The sequence below is a fragment of the Anoxybacillus gonensis genome (assembly GCF_001187595.1).
GTDB classification, from domain to species: domain Bacteria; phylum Bacillota; class Bacilli; order Bacillales; family Anoxybacillaceae; genus Anoxybacillus; species Anoxybacillus gonensis.
In genome coordinates, this window is record NZ_CP012152.1 from 1689093 (window position 1) to 1706661 (window position 17569).

At 43.6% G+C, this 17569-nt stretch carries 20 protein-coding genes; 1 reads left to right on the forward strand and 19 read right to left on the reverse strand.

Annotated features, from left to right (window positions below):
• Positions 1–12 precede the first annotated feature (12 nt).
• Together dapB and AFK25_RS08795 are read right to left on the reverse strand one after the other, a co-directional pair.
• Positions 13–807, reverse strand: a complete 795-nt coding sequence (gene dapB, locus AFK25_RS08790; RefSeq protein ID WP_009373653.1) for a 4-hydroxy-tetrahydrodipicolinate reductase — start codon at positions 805–807, stop codon at positions 13–15.
• Positions 804–1136, reverse strand: coding sequence for a nucleotide pyrophosphohydrolase (locus AFK25_RS08795; protein WP_026011653.1), 333 nt, complete (start codon positions 1134–1136; stop codon positions 804–806). The genes dapB and AFK25_RS08795 overlap by 4 nt, the downstream gene beginning before the upstream one ends.
• Before the next feature lie 118 nt (positions 1137–1254).
• On the opposite strand from AFK25_RS08795, the gene AFK25_RS08800 reads away from it, so the two are divergent.
• Positions 1255–2115 (forward strand): YitT family protein, encoded by an 861-nt coding sequence (locus AFK25_RS08800; protein ID WP_033383406.1) that lies wholly within the window; start codon positions 1255–1257, stop codon positions 2113–2115.
• A gap of 22 nt (positions 2116–2137) precedes the next feature.
• Here AFK25_RS08800 and ypjB read toward each other — a convergent pair whose 3' ends face one another.
• From ypjB to trpE, 17 genes are all read right to left on the reverse strand, one after another.
• Positions 2138–2911 (reverse strand): sporulation protein YpjB, encoded by a 774-nt coding sequence (gene ypjB, locus AFK25_RS08805; RefSeq protein WP_035066981.1) that lies wholly within the window; start codon positions 2909–2911, stop codon positions 2138–2140.
• Positions 2912–2977: 66 nt separating this feature from the next.
• Entirely contained in the window at positions 2978–3547 is a 570-nt protein-coding gene (gene lhaT, locus AFK25_RS08810; protein WP_019417606.1) for a lipoprotein heptaprenylglyceryl N-acetyltransferase LhaT, read from the reverse strand.
• 57 nt (positions 3548–3604) lie between these two features.
• Positions 3605–4372, reverse strand: a complete 768-nt coding sequence (locus tag AFK25_RS08815) for a menaquinol-cytochrome c reductase cytochrome b/c subunit (protein ID WP_009373659.1) — start codon at positions 4370–4372, stop codon at positions 3605–3607.
• Positions 4373–4397: 25 nt separating this feature from the next.
• Positions 4398–5072 carry a menaquinol-cytochrome c reductase cytochrome b subunit gene (qcrB, locus tag AFK25_RS08820; protein ID WP_006319468.1) on the reverse strand — a complete coding sequence of 225 codons (675 nt, stop codon included), beginning with the start codon at positions 5070–5072 and terminating at the stop codon, positions 4398–4400.
• 3 nt (positions 5073–5075) lie between these two features.
• The gene (locus AFK25_RS08825; protein WP_009373661.1) at positions 5076–5585 is read right to left on the reverse strand and encodes a Rieske (2Fe-2S) protein; all 510 of its coding nucleotides are present in this window, start codon (positions 5583–5585) and stop codon (positions 5076–5078) included.
• Between the two features lie 129 nt (positions 5586–5714).
• Complete coding sequence (locus AFK25_RS08830) at positions 5715–6149, reverse strand: YpiF family protein (RefSeq protein WP_009373662.1); 435 nt, start codon at positions 6147–6149, stop codon at positions 5715–5717.
• A gap of 103 nt (positions 6150–6252) precedes the next feature.
• On the reverse strand, positions 6253–6777 hold the full coding sequence (locus AFK25_RS08835; RefSeq protein ID WP_033383409.1) for a ReoY family proteolytic degradation factor: 525 nt from the start codon (positions 6775–6777) through the stop codon (positions 6253–6255).
• Between the two features lie 31 nt (positions 6778–6808).
• A complete protein-coding gene (locus tag AFK25_RS08840) occupies positions 6809–8062 on the reverse strand; it encodes a tetratricopeptide repeat protein (RefSeq protein WP_009373664.1) in 1254 nt (417 codons plus the stop codon).
• A gap of 89 nt (positions 8063–8151) precedes the next feature.
• Positions 8152–9438 carry a 3-phosphoshikimate 1-carboxyvinyltransferase gene (gene aroA / locus AFK25_RS08845; protein ID WP_019417609.1) on the reverse strand — a complete coding sequence of 429 codons (1287 nt, stop codon included), beginning with the start codon at positions 9436–9438 and terminating at the stop codon, positions 8152–8154.
• A 14-nt stretch (positions 9439–9452) separates the two neighbouring features.
• Positions 9453–10556: a prephenate dehydrogenase gene (locus AFK25_RS08850; protein WP_019417610.1), complete on the reverse strand. Its 1104-nt coding sequence runs from the start codon at positions 10554–10556 to the stop codon at positions 9453–9455.
• Positions 10538–11653, reverse strand: a complete 1116-nt coding sequence (gene hisC, locus AFK25_RS08855) for a histidinol-phosphate transaminase (RefSeq protein ID WP_019417611.1) — start codon at positions 11651–11653, stop codon at positions 10538–10540. Before hisC ends, AFK25_RS08850 begins: the two co-directional genes overlap by 19 nt.
• Positions 11595–12437, reverse strand: coding sequence for a tryptophan synthase subunit alpha (gene trpA, locus AFK25_RS08860; protein ID WP_035066979.1), 843 nt, complete (start codon positions 12435–12437; stop codon positions 11595–11597). Before trpA ends, hisC begins: the two co-directional genes overlap by 59 nt.
• Positions 12434–13630 (reverse strand): tryptophan synthase subunit beta, encoded by a 1197-nt coding sequence (gene trpB / locus AFK25_RS08865; protein WP_035066977.1) that lies wholly within the window; start codon positions 13628–13630, stop codon positions 12434–12436. Before trpB ends, trpA begins: the two co-directional genes overlap by 4 nt.
• The gene (locus AFK25_RS08870; RefSeq protein WP_035066974.1) at positions 13624–14259 is read right to left on the reverse strand and encodes a phosphoribosylanthranilate isomerase; all 636 of its coding nucleotides are present in this window, start codon (positions 14257–14259) and stop codon (positions 13624–13626) included. Before AFK25_RS08870 ends, trpB begins: the two co-directional genes overlap by 7 nt.
• Positions 14256–15017 carry an indole-3-glycerol phosphate synthase TrpC gene (gene trpC / locus AFK25_RS08875; protein WP_019417615.1) on the reverse strand — a complete coding sequence of 254 codons (762 nt, stop codon included), beginning with the start codon at positions 15015–15017 and terminating at the stop codon, positions 14256–14258. The genes AFK25_RS08870 and trpC overlap by 4 nt, the downstream gene beginning before the upstream one ends.
• A complete protein-coding gene (gene trpD, locus AFK25_RS08880; RefSeq protein ID WP_019417616.1) occupies positions 15010–16020 on the reverse strand; it encodes an anthranilate phosphoribosyltransferase in 1011 nt (336 codons plus the stop codon). Before trpD ends, trpC begins: the two co-directional genes overlap by 8 nt.
• Positions 16013–17518, reverse strand: coding sequence for an anthranilate synthase component I (gene trpE, locus AFK25_RS08885; RefSeq protein ID WP_026011656.1), 1506 nt, complete (start codon positions 17516–17518; stop codon positions 16013–16015). The genes trpD and trpE overlap by 8 nt, the downstream gene beginning before the upstream one ends.
• Between the last annotated feature and the right edge of the window lie 51 nt (positions 17519–17569).

Genomic DNA, 17569 nt, shown 5'->3' on the forward strand with positions numbered 1-17569 from the left:
GTCCTCGCCTCCTTATTCAATTAAATGCTCTAATCCATATACGAGCGTTTCTAGCTTCATCACCGTTTCAACAGAAAAGCGAACGCCTGACATAAACGATGCGCGGTTAAACGAATCATGACGAATGGTGAGCGTCTGTCCATCGCCACCAAAAATGACTTCTTGATGCGCCACAAGCCCCGGCAAGCGAACACTATGAATGCGCATGCCATCATATAATGCACCGCGAGCACCTTCGATCGTCTCTTTTTCCGCATGATGCCCTTGCATAAACGAAGAGCGTACTTGCTGAATGAGCTGAGCTGTTTTTAACGCTGTACCGGATGGAGCATCAAGCTTTTGATCGTGATGAAGTTCAATGATTTCTACGTGAGGAAAATATTTGGCCGCCATTTGCGCAAATTTCATCATTAAAATGGCACCGATCGCAAAGTTTGGCGCAATAATCGCACCTATTTTTTTCTCTTCCGCTATTTTTGTTAAACGTGCTAAATCATCTTCTGTAAATCCTGTCGTGCCAACAACAGGTCGAACGCCATAACGCAATGCTATTTCTGTATGACGTTTTCCCACTTCCGGCGTTGTCAAATCAATGAGCACATCGGCTTGTACCGTTTGCAAGCACCGTTCTAAATCTGTAAAAATTGGCGCTTCTATCGCAGGAAAGCCGTCAAGTTCCGCTAACGTTTTTCCTTCGTTCATTCGGTCTACAACCGCCACAAGTTCAAAATGTTCTGTATGATGAACGAGGGAAACAGCTTCTCGTCCCATTCGTCCACGTGGTCCAGCAATGACAATTCGAATCATCGTTCCTCTTCCTTTCTTGTCCAACGATCGCGATCTCGCGTTTGAAATTTATGCATGACCGCATCATGTGCTTCTTGTAAATCGATATGTAACGAATTCGCCATGCATATAAGGACAAACAATAAATCACCTAGTTCTTCTTGAATCGTTTTTTCTTGCTCCGTTTTCTTTTTTGGTTTTTCTCCATAATAATGGTTGACTTCACGAGCGAGTTCCCCCAATTCTTCCGTTAAACGGGCGAGCATCGCTAGCGGGCTAAAATATCCTTCTTTAAACTGTCCAATGTATTCGTCCACTTCTTGTTGCAGTTGTCGCATCGTTTTTTCCATGACTTTCACCTCTTACATTCATGTTAGCTAAAAGTGGGACGTTTGACAAATGTTTTTGACGGGTATGATCACATTCCTCTATAATAAAAAACGCAGTCATATTCAAGGGGTGAAGTTGATGAAGCTGAAAAATGTAGCATTTATTTTACTAGGCTCGGCTATTTTTGCGTTTGGACTTGTCCATTTCAATATGGAAAATAAATTAGCAGAAGGCGGGTTTACAGGAATTACCCTTCTTTTATACTTTTTGTTTGGGATCGATCCTTCGATTTCGAACTTAGTATTGAATATTCCTCTCTTTTTTATCGGGTGGAAATTGCTCGGACGGACGACGTTTTTTTATACGATTCTCGGAACGGTTAGTTTATCTGTCTTTCTTTGGATTTTTCAACGATACGGATTTCACATTCCGTTAAATAACGACCTCACATTAGCCGCTTTGTTTGCTGGTGTTTTTATCGGGGTCGGTCTCGGTATTATTTTCCGCTATGGAGGAACAACAGGCGGTGTCGATATTATCGCTCGGCTCGTTTATAAATATAAAGGCATTAGTATGGGAAAAACGATGTTTCTATTTGACTCGTGCGTCATTTTTCTCTCGTTGCTTACGTATTTACCTTATCGTGAAGGGATGTATACGCTCGTTGCGGTGTTTGTCGGTGCGCGCGTCATCGACTTTTTACAAGAAGGAGCATACGCAGCAAAAGGGGCAACCATTATTTCTGAAAAAAGCGACTTAATTTCCGAAAAAATTATGACAGAAATGGAACGAGGGGTTACGATTTTAAAAGGAATCGGCTCTTACACAAAACGTGAACGAGATGTTTTATATTGCGTCGTAGCGAAAAACGAATTATCCCGTTTAAAAGCGATCATCACGTCCGTTGATCCGTATGCGTTCGTTGCGATTAGCGATGTGCATGATGTGCACGGTGAAGGATTTACGTTAGATGAAAATAAACAACCGCTACATGAATAAAAGCGTCCGATGTTGGACGCCTTTATTGTTTATCCCTTACCATTTTTCGTTCTTTTTCACCACGGTATTTTCGCCACCCTACATACGTTAACGTCATCACGATCATGCCACCGATCGACGTCATCACCCACCAAAGTGAAGGAAGTGCCGTTTCTTTTTTTCCATCCGCAAACAACGCTTGTAAATCTTCTTCCATTTGCCGCAACTCTTTCATTCGCTCTGTTGCATGCAATTGACGAAAAGCAGGCGCTTCCAAAAGAGAAATATGGGCAGATACACGTTGTACTTGTTCACGATCACCGTTAATTTTCACGCTCGGTTCAATGAGTTGGTATTGTTGTAAAAATTGATGAAACGCTTGTTGAAACGATTGTTCGTCTTCTCGCTCCATCGCTTGTTTCATCTTGTCAAACGCGGACATGACAGCATTTCTCATTTCTTTCCAAAGAGGTTGATGTTTAGCGTGAACAGCATCGACCGCAAGCCGAAATTGTGTCAATTGGTTGATTCGTTGTTCCATCGGTACACTCGATGCTGTGACCGCTTTCAGCGCTTCTTCGTGTGTAGCTGTTAACACATATATAACATCCATCGAATGAATATCTTCACGAAACAATGTGAATTGTTGTTCAAAGTATTCTAATAACTGCTTTGCTTCTTGCAAACGGTCATTTTTTGTTAGCTGAAGCGCTTCGTCAGAAATTTGATCTAGTTTGTCCCATTCATGACCGGTTGCATATACTGTATACGGAAATAAATAAATGATGATAAACATCACGACGAGTCGAATGCGCATCTCCTTGTCCCTCCTTACGATCTTACTATTGAATATATGACCGCAAAAAGAGACATAGACCATGATTTATCGCCGATGTGAAAAAATGTACGCAACGGCAATAGAAGCGATGCTGAGCCAAAACGTAAAGTAGCCGATTTGTGACGTATATTGCGCTAACATGTGATATTGTGGCATCATGCCAAACACGTAATCAATGACGTCGTTATGCAACGTCCAAATGGCTGCGACAACAACATGAACGAACGACATGCGATAGTGTGGAGCATACAACAACGCTTGCACCGCCATCGCTCCGTGCGAGATAACGAGCATCCACCCTGCAAAGCCGAGCTGGCCAGTCACAACAAATACAAGCATATTCATCACAACCGCCCAAATGCCATATTTCACAAGCGTCACAACGGCTAATGCTTCCATAAACGGCCAATGCGTATGACGAAGCCACGCCATTAAAACAAATACGAAAAATAAGCTCGCTGTCGGACTATCTGGGACAAACGGAAGAAAGATCGTTGGCGTTTCCGACAATTGCGGTCCGTACCATATGTAACCGTAAATCGTTCCAATGACATTCACGATTAACAAAAGCATAAGAAACGACCGATGCATTAACAAAGTACGTATGTGTAGCATATATTGACCTCCCGTATGTACAAAAAAGCTGACTGATGTTCAGTCAGCTTTTACACATTATTCTGCTTTTAAACCAGCGACAAACTCTGCAAGTTTTTGCAATTCTTCATCTGTGCCTTTGAAAATCCCGCCTGGCATGCCACCTTTACCATTTTTCGCAATGTCAGCAATTTCTTCTGGAGATAATCCTGTGCCAACGAGCGATGGTGCTGCCGGACCTCCTTGCAAGTTTTCACCGTGACACGTTAAACATGTATTTGCTTCTAAAATTTTATATCCTTCTGCATTTTTGTCAATGTCTACTTCCGCACGAATTTTTCCTTGTTCAGCCGCTGCTTCCCAGTCGTGCGTGACGACAGATTCCCATGTTAAGAAAATGATTGCCGCGAGCGTAAGCAACATCATTCCGACAGCAACTGGACGTTTTGATGGACGACGCTCTGGACCACGATCTAAAAACGGTGCAAGCAATAACGCACCAAATGCAAGTCCAGGAATAATAATCGCTCCAACAACTGTATATGGACCAGATGCAAATGAGTACTTCAATAGTTGGTATAAGAATAAGAAGTACCAGTCTGGAAGCGGAATATAACTTGTATCTGTCGGATCCGCAATTCGCTCAAGCGGCGACGGATGCGCAACGGTTAAACATAAAAAGCCGATTAAAAAGACGGAGCCGACCATCCATTCTTTTAATAAAAAGTTCGGCCAAAACGCCTCTGTTTTCCCCGGATATTCGGAATAGTCTTTCGGAATGTTCGGCTTGCGCATTGCAGGTACGCGCGAGTCGCCGACAAATTTCATCCCTTTTCCGCGATGCATAGCGTTCCCTCCCTTATGCTAAATTTTACAGTGGACCAGAAATTCCTTGTTTTCGAATCATTAAGAAGTGTGCAGCCATTAATCCTAATAACGCTCCAGGCAAGAAGAAGACGTGAATCGCAAAGAAGCGCGTTAACGTTTGTGCCCCAACGATTTCGTGATGACCTGCTAATAACGTTTTAATCGCTGGACCGATGACTGGTGTCGCTTCAGCAATTTGCAATCCTACTTTTGTCGCAAAGAGCGCTTTCATATCCCAAGGTAATAAGTAGCCTGTGAAACCAAGACCCATCATTACCATAAAAATAAGTACGCCAACGATCCAGTTTAATTCACGTGGCTTTTTGTAAGCACCTTGGAAAAATACGCGCAACGTATGTAAAAACATCATCACAATAACGAGACTTGCTCCCCAGTGATGCATGCCGCGCACAATTTGTCCAAATGCTACTTCGTTTTGTAAGTAATAAACAGATTCCCAAGCGTTTTTAATATCTGGTACGTAATACATCGTTAAAAACATACCAGATAAAATTTGAATGACTGTCACGAAAAATGTTAATCCACCAAAGCAGTAAACAAACGCAGAAAAGTGATGCGCAGGGTTTACGTGCTCTGGCACTTCATGGTCTGCGATATCGCGCCACAAAGGCGTAATATCTAGCCGTTCGTCAACCCAATCATAAATCTTATTAAGCATGTATTACGCCTCCCCTCGTGGTTTCGCTTTCCCTAAATACAACGTGCCATCTTTTACTTCGTATTCGTAACGGTCTAATGGAGCTGGTGGTGGCGTGTTTGGCACGTTCGTTCCGTCCTTTTCATATAAACCGTAGTGACAAGGACAGAAGAAACGGTTCGGATTGCTTTTTTCACCGTTCCAGTTCACCGTACAGCCAAGATGTTTACAAATTGGTGATAGCGCAACGATATCCCCTTTTTCATCTTTAAATACCCAAGCCGATCTTGGCTCTTCTGATTCGTACCACGCGTCTTTTACTTTTACTTTAAAGTCAAAGCGCTGTGGCTCTGTCGTGATGTCTTTCACTTGGGCAACTGCAACCATATCTTGCCCAGCTTCTTCTTTCAAGATTGGATCTAAGGCAAAGCGCACCATCGGTGATAAAATGCCAGCTGCCATAAATCCACCTACACCTGTTAACGTGTAGTTTAAAAATTGCCGTCTTGACACGCGATGCTTTTTCTCGCTCATCGTTTTCCCCCCTCTATGCGAAGTTAAGTCCATCCGGACGAATTGTTATAACACATATATAAAACTAGGACAACCTAATGATATATCATGTTTCCACCAAGGTCAATATAATGATAGTGTAAACGCTATCTAATTTTTTAACGTCCATTTTGCGACTAACGCATCCATCACTTGTTCCACTTGTTGACGAACAACTTTTTGCTTATATGCTTCATCTGCATGTTCAAGTGGAAGCGCTGGCACATAAATAAACGACTCATCAGCGATGTCTGCATGTGAAGTGACAAAACATACATGCTGAAATCCCGCTTGTTTAAGTACGTTTGTCCATTCATGCACGCGCGCTTGTATTTGTTCTTGCACGAAATATGTCAATGGTGGAAATAACATCACCCTCCCTTTAAACTGTCTTTCTACTTCATTTGTAATAAACAACGTATGCTCGCTCATTTCAGCAAACGCTTTCATGTTTGTGCTTCCTATCGGTATACACGGAACGAGCGCTGTATCAACATACTCTTTTGCTTGATGATACATGTCCACATCTTTTGCTGTCCATTTCATTCAAATCACTCCTTATGTTTCCATCTTACACGAAATGTGTATGTATTTTTTTGAACATTTTGTGACAAATATACATCATAAAAAGCGTTGCGAAACCACAAGGTTAACGCAACGCTTTTAATTGTTCAGTCAGCTCGCGAAATTTTTGTTCATCTTGCTGATCAAGCGCCTCGTCAATTAATCGCATAATTTTTTGCCGTTGGAAATGTTGAATCGATTGATGAACGATTGTTTCCACCAGCTGTTCATCTTGTTTATTCACCCGCTTTGGCATGTACGGATTTTCTTCAAGCACCGCCACATATTGTGGCGAATGAAAAGCACCGCGAAAATTTAGTTGAATGAAAATATCTTCATCGCGGTTTAAACGAATGTCATGAAACGATTTTTCTGCATCCGTCGTAATGACGTTTTGCTTATAAAACCGAAACGGTACGTCGTCGACACAATGCGTCGACATCATCATGCCGCGCGGGCAATATTCAGCATGTTCTACAAAATGCACTTTTTCCATCAGCGCATCATGGCTAAGTAAATAGTTTAAAATCCATACACATTCGCGCCGTTTTAATTGGTAATTATTCAAAAACCAGCGCACGAACTCTTTTTTCTCCCGGACAGAAACCATTCCCTTCCCCCCTTGCATCCGAATGACATCTTCATTCAAATTGCAACATCATGTGGGCAATCTCTTCGTTTGTCGGATCAATACGCAATAGTTGTTCAAATATGTCTTTCGCCTTTTCTCTTCTCCCCTCCTCAAATAAAAAATAGCCAAAATCATATAAAAAGTTTGGGTCATCTTTAAAAAAAGTATATGCCTCTTCATAATGATTTAATGCCTGATCATACATTTCAAGCTTTTGCTTCGCTTTCGCAAGCTCCCACTCAAATTGCGGATCGTATTCCCCTTGATCGAGCGCTTGTTGAATGATACGAACGACATCTTCGTACCTTTCTTCATGAAACAGCAAGCTTGTCTGGATGAACAACGCTTCTAAATAGCCCGGATCGATATGAAGCGCTTGTTCGATATACTCGATCGCTTCTTCTCGCTTCCCAAGCTTCAACGCAATTTTTCCAGCATATACAAGCAATTCTTTATTCCATTCATCAATGGTTAACCCTTCTTTTGCTATTTCGTAACTTTGTTGTATATCTCCTTCTTGTTCATACGATTTTGCTAAAAATAAATAAAGCGGCACGTATTCGCGATCAAGCGCCTTTAACTCACTTAGTTTGGCAATCGCTGTTTTATATGCTTCCGCTTGATATGCCGTAAATCCGTATTGGAATAACGTGTGAGCATCGAAACGTTCATTTAATGCTTGTTCATAATAAACCATCGCTTGTTCAAATTCACCTAGCAAACTATAGGCTTCCGCCATACGTTGAGCAAGCACTGTGCCTGCCATCGTTTTTGTTTGCTTCATGACTTGCTCATAATACGGCAAGCTTTTTTGATATTGTCCGCTCGTAAAATATAGCTCAGCTAACGCAAATTGAACAAGTGGTTCGTTTGGCATTTTTTCGTACGCTTTTAATAGTTTTTGTTCACTTACTTCATCTAATCCTTGCATTTGATAAAGATCCGCCATTAGCAAGCATGCGCGCACGTAATACGGATCGTCTTCTTCTATATCAATCAACAACTCAAGCGCTTCTTCCTCTTTATCCATTTCTGTATATATTTCTGCTAAAAAAAGTTGCAATTCACGTTCATCTGGATAGCGCGCAAGCAGCAGGTGAACGAGCGCTTCTGCTTCTTCTAAAAACCCCCATGAAAACAAGTGATCCGCTAGCATATATCGCTCTTCATCGCTTCCGTTTTGTTTCACTTGCTCCACAAGCGCTAACGCACGTTCAACGTCACCTTGTTCAACAAGTTGCACGATTTCATCTAGTTTTCCCATCAATCTCACCCTTATCATTCATATCGTCACGCTTTATCATACCATCGAACAAATAAGCATGCAAAAAAAGAAGCTGATCCATGATCGAATCAGCTTTGTAACATGCGGAGATGGTCAAAAAACGTCGGATATGACACCGCAATCGCTTCCGGACGTTGAAGAGTAACATGTCCTTTTGTGATGCACGATGCGATCGCTAACATCATGCCGATGCGATGGTCGCCATAACTATCGACGAGGACATCGTTCGCATGTAGCGGCGTTTTCCCATGAATAATCATTCCGTCTTCTGTCGCTTCAATGTGTGCGCCAAGCTTTCGCAATTCAGACACGACCGTCGCAATTCGATCTGTCTCTTTCACTTTCAACTCGCTCGCATCTGTAATGACTGTCGTTCCTTCTGCTTGCGTCGCCAAAAGAGCAATGATTGGAATTTCATCAATTAATCGAGGAATGATGTCACCACCAATATGCGTTGCCTTTAACGTCGATGTGCGAACAGTAATGTCAGCTACCGGTTCACTTTCTTCGTGGCGAACATTTTCAATGGAAATGTCTGCTCCCATATTTTTCAATACATCAATAATCCCTGTGCGCGTCGGGTTTATTCCGACATGCTTTAGCGTAATTTCGCTGTTTGGAACGATCGCACCAGCGACTAAAAAGAAAGCTGCTGAAGAAATATCTCCCGGCACTTCTATATCGATCGCGCGAAGCGTTTGCCGTCCTGTAATAGAGACGCTCAATCCGTCCACACACACCTCTGCACCAAATGCCCGCAACATTCGCTCGGTATGATCGCGCGATTGGTGTGGTTCGATTACTGTCGTCGTTCCGTCCGCATGCAACCCTGCAAGCAAAATGGCCGATTTCACTTGCGCGCTTGCAACTGGGGAATGATATGTGATGGGCTGGAGTTGTCCGCCACGTATCGCTAACGGTGTATATCGTCCTTGTTCCCTTCCATCGATGTGTGCGCCCATTTGTTTTAATGGTTTTGTGACACGATCCATCGGCCGTTTAGCAATCGAATCATCCCCAATTAAACAAGCATGAAACGGACAAGCAGCTAAAATCCCTAACAATAAACGGGTAGTTGTACCTGAGTTGCCGACGTTTAATATATGTGTAGGTTCTTTTAAGCCGTCGATTCCTTTTCCTTCAATGATCACTTCATTTCCTTGTTGCGTAATGGCTACACCCATTTTCCGAAAACAATCGATGGTGCTTAAACAATCTTCCCCTGTTAAAAAGTTGGTCACCCGTGTCGTTCCATTCGCCAATGCTCCAAACATAACGGCACGGTGAGAAATGGACTTATCACCTGGAACAGCAATTTCTCCTCGTAATGCATGGACATTTGTTTTTAAATTCACAATCTCACCCTCTTTTACACAACATACGTTTCGTAGTTCGTATTCGCTTCGATGCAATGTTTCGCGCGTTGCCGATCATCGTCTGTTTGAAAACTTAAACGAAGCACGCCGTAAATATCTTCTCGCGTTTCAATGATGCGAATATTCGTAATGCTAATACGCTCTTTTGCCAAATAACCAGTAATTTCAGAAATAACCCCTGGATAGTCTGGCACATCAACATATAGATCGTAAAAGGAAGGAATCGCTCCTTTCGTTCGGACAGGCAACCCGTCGCGAAACTGTTTCGCGTCATGAAAGTATTGATAAATTCGTTCGCTATCCCCGTCAGCAACGTACGTACGAATTTTTTTCATTTCCTCTATCCAACGATCAAATAGCTGTAACAATTCGTCTTTATTATGTATGAAAATATCACGCCACATTTCTGGATTGCTAGAAGCTATGCGCGTAATATCACGAAAGCCGCCTGCTGCTAATCGACTCACAAGCTCATCTTCCCGTTCGTACTGTTGCGCTTGGTGAACGAGGCTTGCCGCAATGATGTGCGGAAAGTGACTAATGACGCCAGCAATGCGGTCATGTTCTTTCGGTGTTAATGTAACAAAGTGTGCTTTCGTTCCTTCAAGCCATCGCTTTAATCGCACTATATTTTCTTCTTTTACATGTTCTGTCGGTGTTAAAATGTAAAAGGCATTTTCGAACAAGTGGGCACGCGCAGCCGCAACTCCACTTTTATGTGAACCGGCCATCGGATGTCCGCCGATAAACGTGACTCCTTGTTCTAATAACGGCCATGCTTGTTTCACAATGCGCTCCTTCGTGCTTCCTACATCTGTTACAATGACGTGTGGTCGTAAAGGAAGATCGACTAATTCAAGAAGCAGTTGCTCCGTTTGGGCAACAGGTGCAGCAAGCACGATGACATCCGCCTCACAAGCAGCATGAGCAAACGACGGTACCGCTTCATCAATCACGCCAAGTGAGCGAGCCAAACGCAACGACTCGCCTGATACATCATATCCAATCATTACCGCGTCCGGATGCGCTCGCTTGATCGCAAGCGCAATCGAACCTCCAATTAAGCCAAGACCGGCAATTAAGACGTTTCCTCGCAAAGTTTTTCCCTTCTTTCTTTCAACATGTTTGTTAACGCTCGGATGATCGTTTCGTTTTGTTCTGCCGATCCGACTGTAATGCGTACAGCTGTCGGAAAACCGAGAGCGCATCCTGAACGTACAATGATGCCACGTTGAAGCAAATACGTAAACACTTCATCACCGCTAAAGCCAAAATCAATTAAAATGAAATTTCCCTCAGACTTGTAGTAACGCAAACCGTGTTGATCGCAAAAAGAATAAAATTGGTTTAACCCTTGTTTATTTTTTTGGACACATTGTTGAATAAATGTTTGGTCGTTTAATGCGGCCAATGCAGCGACTTGCGCAAGGCGAGATGTATTAAATGGCTCGCGTGCCGGCTCCATCGCTTGTAACATATGCTCATGTCCAATGCCATATCCGATACGAAGCGCGGCTAATCCGTATGCTTTTGAAAACGTGCGTAAAATCATCATATTTTCATATTGTTGAAGCAAAGAAACGGTATTTGGATAGTCATCGGCTTGCACGTATTCATAATACGCTTCATCGACAACGACGAGCACATGTTTAGGTACTTTGTCTAAAAATGCACGCAACGAAGCGTCATTGACATACGTACCTGTCGGATTGTTTGGGCTGCAAATCCAAACGACGCGCGTATCATCGTCGATCGCTTCAAGCATCGCTTCTAAATGATGATGTCCGTCTTGAAGCGGAATTTCACGCACTTCTGCCCCTTCGATGATCGCATTATGACGATATTGCGGAAACGTTGGTGTAGCCATCACCGTGTTCGTTCCTTTTTGCAAAAATGCGCGACAAATGATTTGAACAACTTCATCCGAACCGTTTCCAAAAATGAGTTGCTTTTCATTGACGCCAACATGCTTAGCGAGTGCCTCGCGCAACGATCGGCTATATCCGTCAGGGTACAACGCCAAATGAGCAAGCTCGGCAGTGATCGCTTGTGGAACGAGCGATGAGCAACCGTACGGATTTTCATTTGATGCTAACTTAATGACTGTCTCTAATTGATATTCGCGTTTTACTTCTTCAATCGGTTTGCCCGGTTGATACGGCTTTAGTTGTTTTAGTTGTTGTTTCACTTTCATTTTTTCTCACCCTCATTTTCAATGGTTCAATGAGCGAAGCGACATATTGCGAAAAAACACGAAGCGCCTCTTGACGCGTATGCACGTCGTTTAATTCGTCTTGAAGTTGTTCAATTTTTTGTACAATGGCGCTGCCGATGACGATTCCATCACATACATGTTGAAGTCGCTCCACTTGTTCTGCCGTCGAAATGCCGAATCCGACGACAACAGGAACACGGCTATATGATTTCACTTGTTGCAAAAATTCGTGCAATTGTGTCGGTAACGAGTCCCGAACACCTGTGACACCTAATGATGAGACACAATATAAAAACGATTGTGCTTTCGATGCAATCATCGCGATGCGTTCATGAGACGTTGGAGCGACAAGCGAAATGTAAGGAATGTCGTACGTTTCGCCTAACGTTCTTATATGCTCGCTTTCTTCGAACGGCAAATCTGGAATGAGCACGCCGCTCGCACCGTTTTGTTGCGCTAAAGCAAAAAAGCGTTCTTCTCCTAATTGTAACACAGGATTATAATACGTAAAGACAATAATCGGAATTTTTACACCTTTTTTTCGCATTTGGCCGATGAGAGCAAGCGCTTTTGTTAATGTCATGCCATTTTTCAACGCCCGACTCGCTGCTCGTTGAATGATCGGTCCGTCTGCAAGCGGATCTGAGTAAGGGACGCCGAGCTCTAACATCGTTGCCCCTGTCTGTTCAAGAGCGATCGCTAAATCAACCGTCACTTCTTCACACGGATCGCCTGCCACGATAAATGGAATAAAATGTTTCATTTCTGTCCATCCCCTTCCAAATAGTTCATCACTGTCTGCACATCTTTATCTCCTCTTCCTGATAAACAAACAAGAATGATTTCCTCTCGTGAGCGAAGGGGAGCGATTTGAAACGCTTTGGCCAGCGCGTGTGCGGACTCGATTGCCGGGATGATCCCTTCCGTTTCTGCTGTCATTTGAAGGGCAGCGATCGCTTCGTCATCTGTGACACTTTCATAGCGGACGCGTCCAACGTGTGCTAAATACGCATGCTCCGGTCCGACACCCGGATAATCTAAACCGGCTGAAATCGAATACGGTTCTGTAATTTGACCGTGTTCATCTTGCAATACGTATGTGAGCGAACCGTGAATGACTCCTTTTGTTCCTTTTGTGATTGTGGCGGCATGTTCCGTCGTGTGCACTCCTTTTCCAGCCGCTTCAACACCGATACATTCCACGTTATCGTCTAAAAAAGGATGAAACATGCCGATCGCATTACTTCCGCCACCAACACAAGCAATAATTGTATGAGGAAGTTTTCCTTCTGCTTTTAACATTTGTTCGCGCGCTTCTTCTCCAATAATGCGTTGAAATTCTCGCACCATCATCGGATACGGATGAGGTCCAACGACAGAGCCAATCATATAAAAATGATCATCACAATGCTCGACCCAATAACGAATTGCTTCATTTGTCGCATCTTTTAACGTACGATTGCCGCTTTTCACCGGAATGACTTGCGCACCTAGCAATTTCATGCGAAAGACGTTTAATGCTTGCCGTTTCACATCTTCTTCGCCCATAAATACTTTACATTCCATCCCAAAACGAGCGGCTACGGTCGCCGCTGCTACTCCATGCTGTCCGGCACCCGTTTCAGCGATAATTTTTCGTTTTCCCATTCGTCTCGCTAACAACGCCTGACCAATCGCATTGTTAATTTTATGAGCACCTGTATGGTTCAAGTCTTCACGTTTAAAGTACATTTTCGCCCCGCCTAATTGTTCTGTCAAGTTTTTTGCAAAAGTTAAAGCGGTCGGTCGTCCCGAATATTCATACAAATGACGCATATATTCAGCGTGAAACGAAGGATCCGCTAACGCTTCATATAATTGTTGTTCGATGTCAGCTAACGGACGCATTAATGTTTCAGGCACAAATTTTCCACCAAACATCCCAAAACGGCCACGTTCATTTGGTAATGTCAACATGTTTTCACCTTCTGTTCAATGGTTTTTATTTTTTGTTCACTTTTCCGCTCATTTTCTTCAATTCCGCTACTCATGTCTATCCCGAACGGCTCATACATCAACAACTGTTCGACGTTATCCGGTGTAATGCCTCCTGCAATGAAACAAGGTACACCTTGGCGAGTCGCTTCTTCCATGTAATAAGGAACAACGCGCCAATCAAACGAAATGCCTGTTCCGCCCCACGCTCCTTTCCGACCGCTATCAATAACAAAACCGTCCGCGATTCCTTTCCAAGCGCGCATATATGTCCACGCCTCTGGAGCATGATGAATGACTTTCCAAACAGGAAGTTGGAACGTTTCTTTTAATTGCTTTACCGTTTGTATCGTCTCCATCCCATGACATTGAATGATCGATAAAGGAACGTGCTCAAGAACAGAAGCGACAGACGTCATTGTTGGATGAACGAAGACGCCAACAATTTGTTTCGTTTCCAGTTGAACGACAGATAGCCATCGCTGCACATCTTGCGGTTTGACCTTTCGCTTACTTTCAGCAAATACGAATCCGATATAGTCCGCTTCGCTTTTAGCGACAAGTTGTACATCTTGCAATGAGCGATTGCCACAATATTTTAAAACGGTCATACACAACGCTCCCCAAACAATTCATAAACAGCCGCCCGAACATCTGGCTTGCGCATGAGCGCTTCGCCGACGAGCATCGCATGTGCACCTGCTTGTTGTACGGTTTGCACGTCATCGAATGTGTGAATGCCGCTTTCACTCACAATGATGCAATTTGGTAGTAGCGGAACGATTTGTTTTGTTACATGAAGCGATGTGTGAAACGTCATTAAATCACGGTTATTAATGCCAAGCACTTTCGGTGTGAACCGTTTTAAAATGGCCTCTACCGTTTTCGGTGCATGCACTTCCACTAAACATTGCAGCCCCATTTCGTGCGCTTCTTCATATAATTCGTGTAAAAAACTTGGATCGAGCGCCTCGCCAATGAGCAAAATCGCATCTGCACCAATACGGACACTTTCAACAAGCTGTTTGCGATCGATAATGAAGTCTTTACGTAAAACGGGTATTTCAATATGTTTTTTCACCTGTGTGACGTATGAGCGGTGACCAGCAAAATATCGTTCATCCGTTAATACGGATACAGCATCTGCACCTGCTTGTTCGTATGCACGCGCAATATCAACAACATTCAGATGTTGTCGAATGACGCCTTTCGACGGAGATGTTTTTTTCACTTCCGCAATTAACCCTAAAAAGCGGCGCGGCTTTGCTAATGCGTCATAAAACGAGCGCCGAGAAAGTCGTTCGCACGGTTCAGGTAATTGTAACGCTGCCACTTCTTCTCTTTTCGTTTGCAAAATCGTTTCAAGCATACCGTTCACCTCTTAATCTTTGTAAATACGCATATGCACAGCCGTCCTCAATCGCGCGTTTTGCCATATTTACGCCATCTGAAATATGCGATACGACACCAGCGACATATAAAGCAACGCCTGCATTTAGTGCAACGACATGGGTTGCACTTTCATTCGCATCGTTGGCAAACACGCGCTCAATGAGTTGGGCACTTTCATCTACACTATGAACACATATGTCGGACAACCGCCCGCGCGGTAAACCTACGTGTTCTGGAGCGATGACACGTTGAATGATCTGTCCGTGTTTTAGTTCAATCATTGTTGTTTCGGCAGCAATGCTACATTCGTCTAAGCCGTCGCGGCTTGTAACGAATACGGCATGTTCTGTTCCGATTCGCCGCAGCGCTTCCGCCATTTTTCGCGCATCTTTTTCACCATGTACACCGATCACTTGTCGTTTCGGTTGAGCTGGGTTAACGAGCGGCCCAAGCAAATTAAATACCGTTCGCATTTTTAAACTTTGGCGAACAGGGGCAACATGCTTCATCGCCTCGTGATAAAATGGAGCAAATAAAAAGACGAGTCGATGGGTACGCAACGCTTTTTTGGCTTCTTCTTCCGTCTTCGGCATCGGAATGTGAAAATGTTCAATGACATTTGCGCTTCCGCTTTTCGATGACACCGCCCGATTTCCATGTTTTGCAACCGCTACATCGAGCGAAGCAACAAGCAAAGCGACCGCTGTCGAAATATTAAACGTCCCTTTTCCGTCTCCGCCTGTTCCACACGTATCAATGACCGCTTCCCCAAGGGAAACTGTTTTCATTCGTTCACGCATCGCCTGAATAAAGCCGACAAGCTCATCGACCGTTTCACCGCGAAACCGTAATAAAGCTAAAAAAGCGGCCACTTGCTTTTCATCCACTTCCCCACTCATCATCGCATGCATCGCTTCATACGCCTCATGTTCCGTTAACGTTTCACGTCTAGCGCATTTATGCAACAACTGTTCAAACACGTTGTTCTCCCCCTTTAAATACGTGCTCTGCCAGCTGAATGGCATGAATGAGAGCGCTCGCTTTATTTCTCGTTTCTTTCCATTCTAGCTCGGGCAATGAATCAGCAACGACCCCCGCCCCTGCTTGCACATATGCCATTTTATTTTTTAACACCGCTGTTCGAATGGCGATGCACGAGTCAATATTTCCATCAAAGCCGATATACGCAATCGCCCCTGCATATATGTTGCGCGCTGTCGGTTCTAGCTCTTGAATAATTTGCATCGCGCGAATTTTCGGTGCCCCGCTCACCGTTCCAGCAGGAAAAGCAGCAATTAACGCATCAAGCGGATGAACGTCTTGACGAAGCGTTCCCGTTACTTTTGAAATTAAATGCATGACGTGCGAGAACTTCCCCACTTGCATAAATTGCGGTGTACGAACCGTTCCATACATAGCGACACGACCAATGTCATTGCGGGCAAGATCGACAAGCATATAATGTTCCGCTCGCTCTTTTGGGTCATGAAGCAACTCATTCATGAGCGCACGATCTTCTCGTTCATCTTTTCCACGACGACGCGTCCCTGCGATCGGATCGATCTCAAGTTCCCGATTTCGTACTTGGATAAGCTTTTCTGGAGAGCTGCCGACAATTTGTTCTGCACCGAGTTTTAAATAAAATAAATAAGGCGATGGGTTTAATAGGCGCAATAATCGATATAGCTCAATGCCATCAATGGACGTTTCGATCGCAAATCGTTGCGACAAAACCGTTTGAAACACATCTCCGCTTGCAATGTATGATTGAATGTTTTTTACCGCTTCGTAAAACGTTTGTCGATCCATATTCGAATGAACACGATCAAACGAAACAGAAATGTTTCGATCGAACATCATATGCGCTTGTTCATCGCAGCCGTGAACCATTTTGCGCGCAAGCTCATCGATTGTTCGACATGCGGCTTCATACTTTTCTACTCGTTTTGCCTCATCATCTGTTTCGTGTACACGCACATAATGGATAAGCAACAACTCTTTTTTTACATGGTCAAACGCAAAAAGTGATTCACAAACGACGAAATGAACAATTTTCATTTGTAAATCGTTATACGCATGATAAGGAATTTTCTCAATAGAAGAAATAAAATCGTAGCTAATATAACCAACAGCTCCCCCGCGAAATGGGACGTCTAATGATAACAGTTGAACGTGAAGATGTTGCTGCATGACAGCAAACGCTTCTTGAATCGTCCCGGTGCACGCTAACACTTGTTGTTGCTCTTTCACAAAAAATTGTTTGCCATCATCGCTTTCAATGGACATGAACGGCCGAACGCCGATGAATGAATAGCGAGACCATGGCGACATGTCGTCTCCACTTTCAAGTAAAAAGGCTGCTTCATCACGTAAAGCCATAAATAGTTGGATCGGTTGAAGCGTGTCAGCGAAAAAACGACGCACAATCGGAATCGTCCGAAATTGGGAAGCTGTCTGCAAAAATGTAGATATATTCATGATCGTTCTCCTTTCTTGGAGAATGAACATGAGGGGAAACAAAGAGGAAAC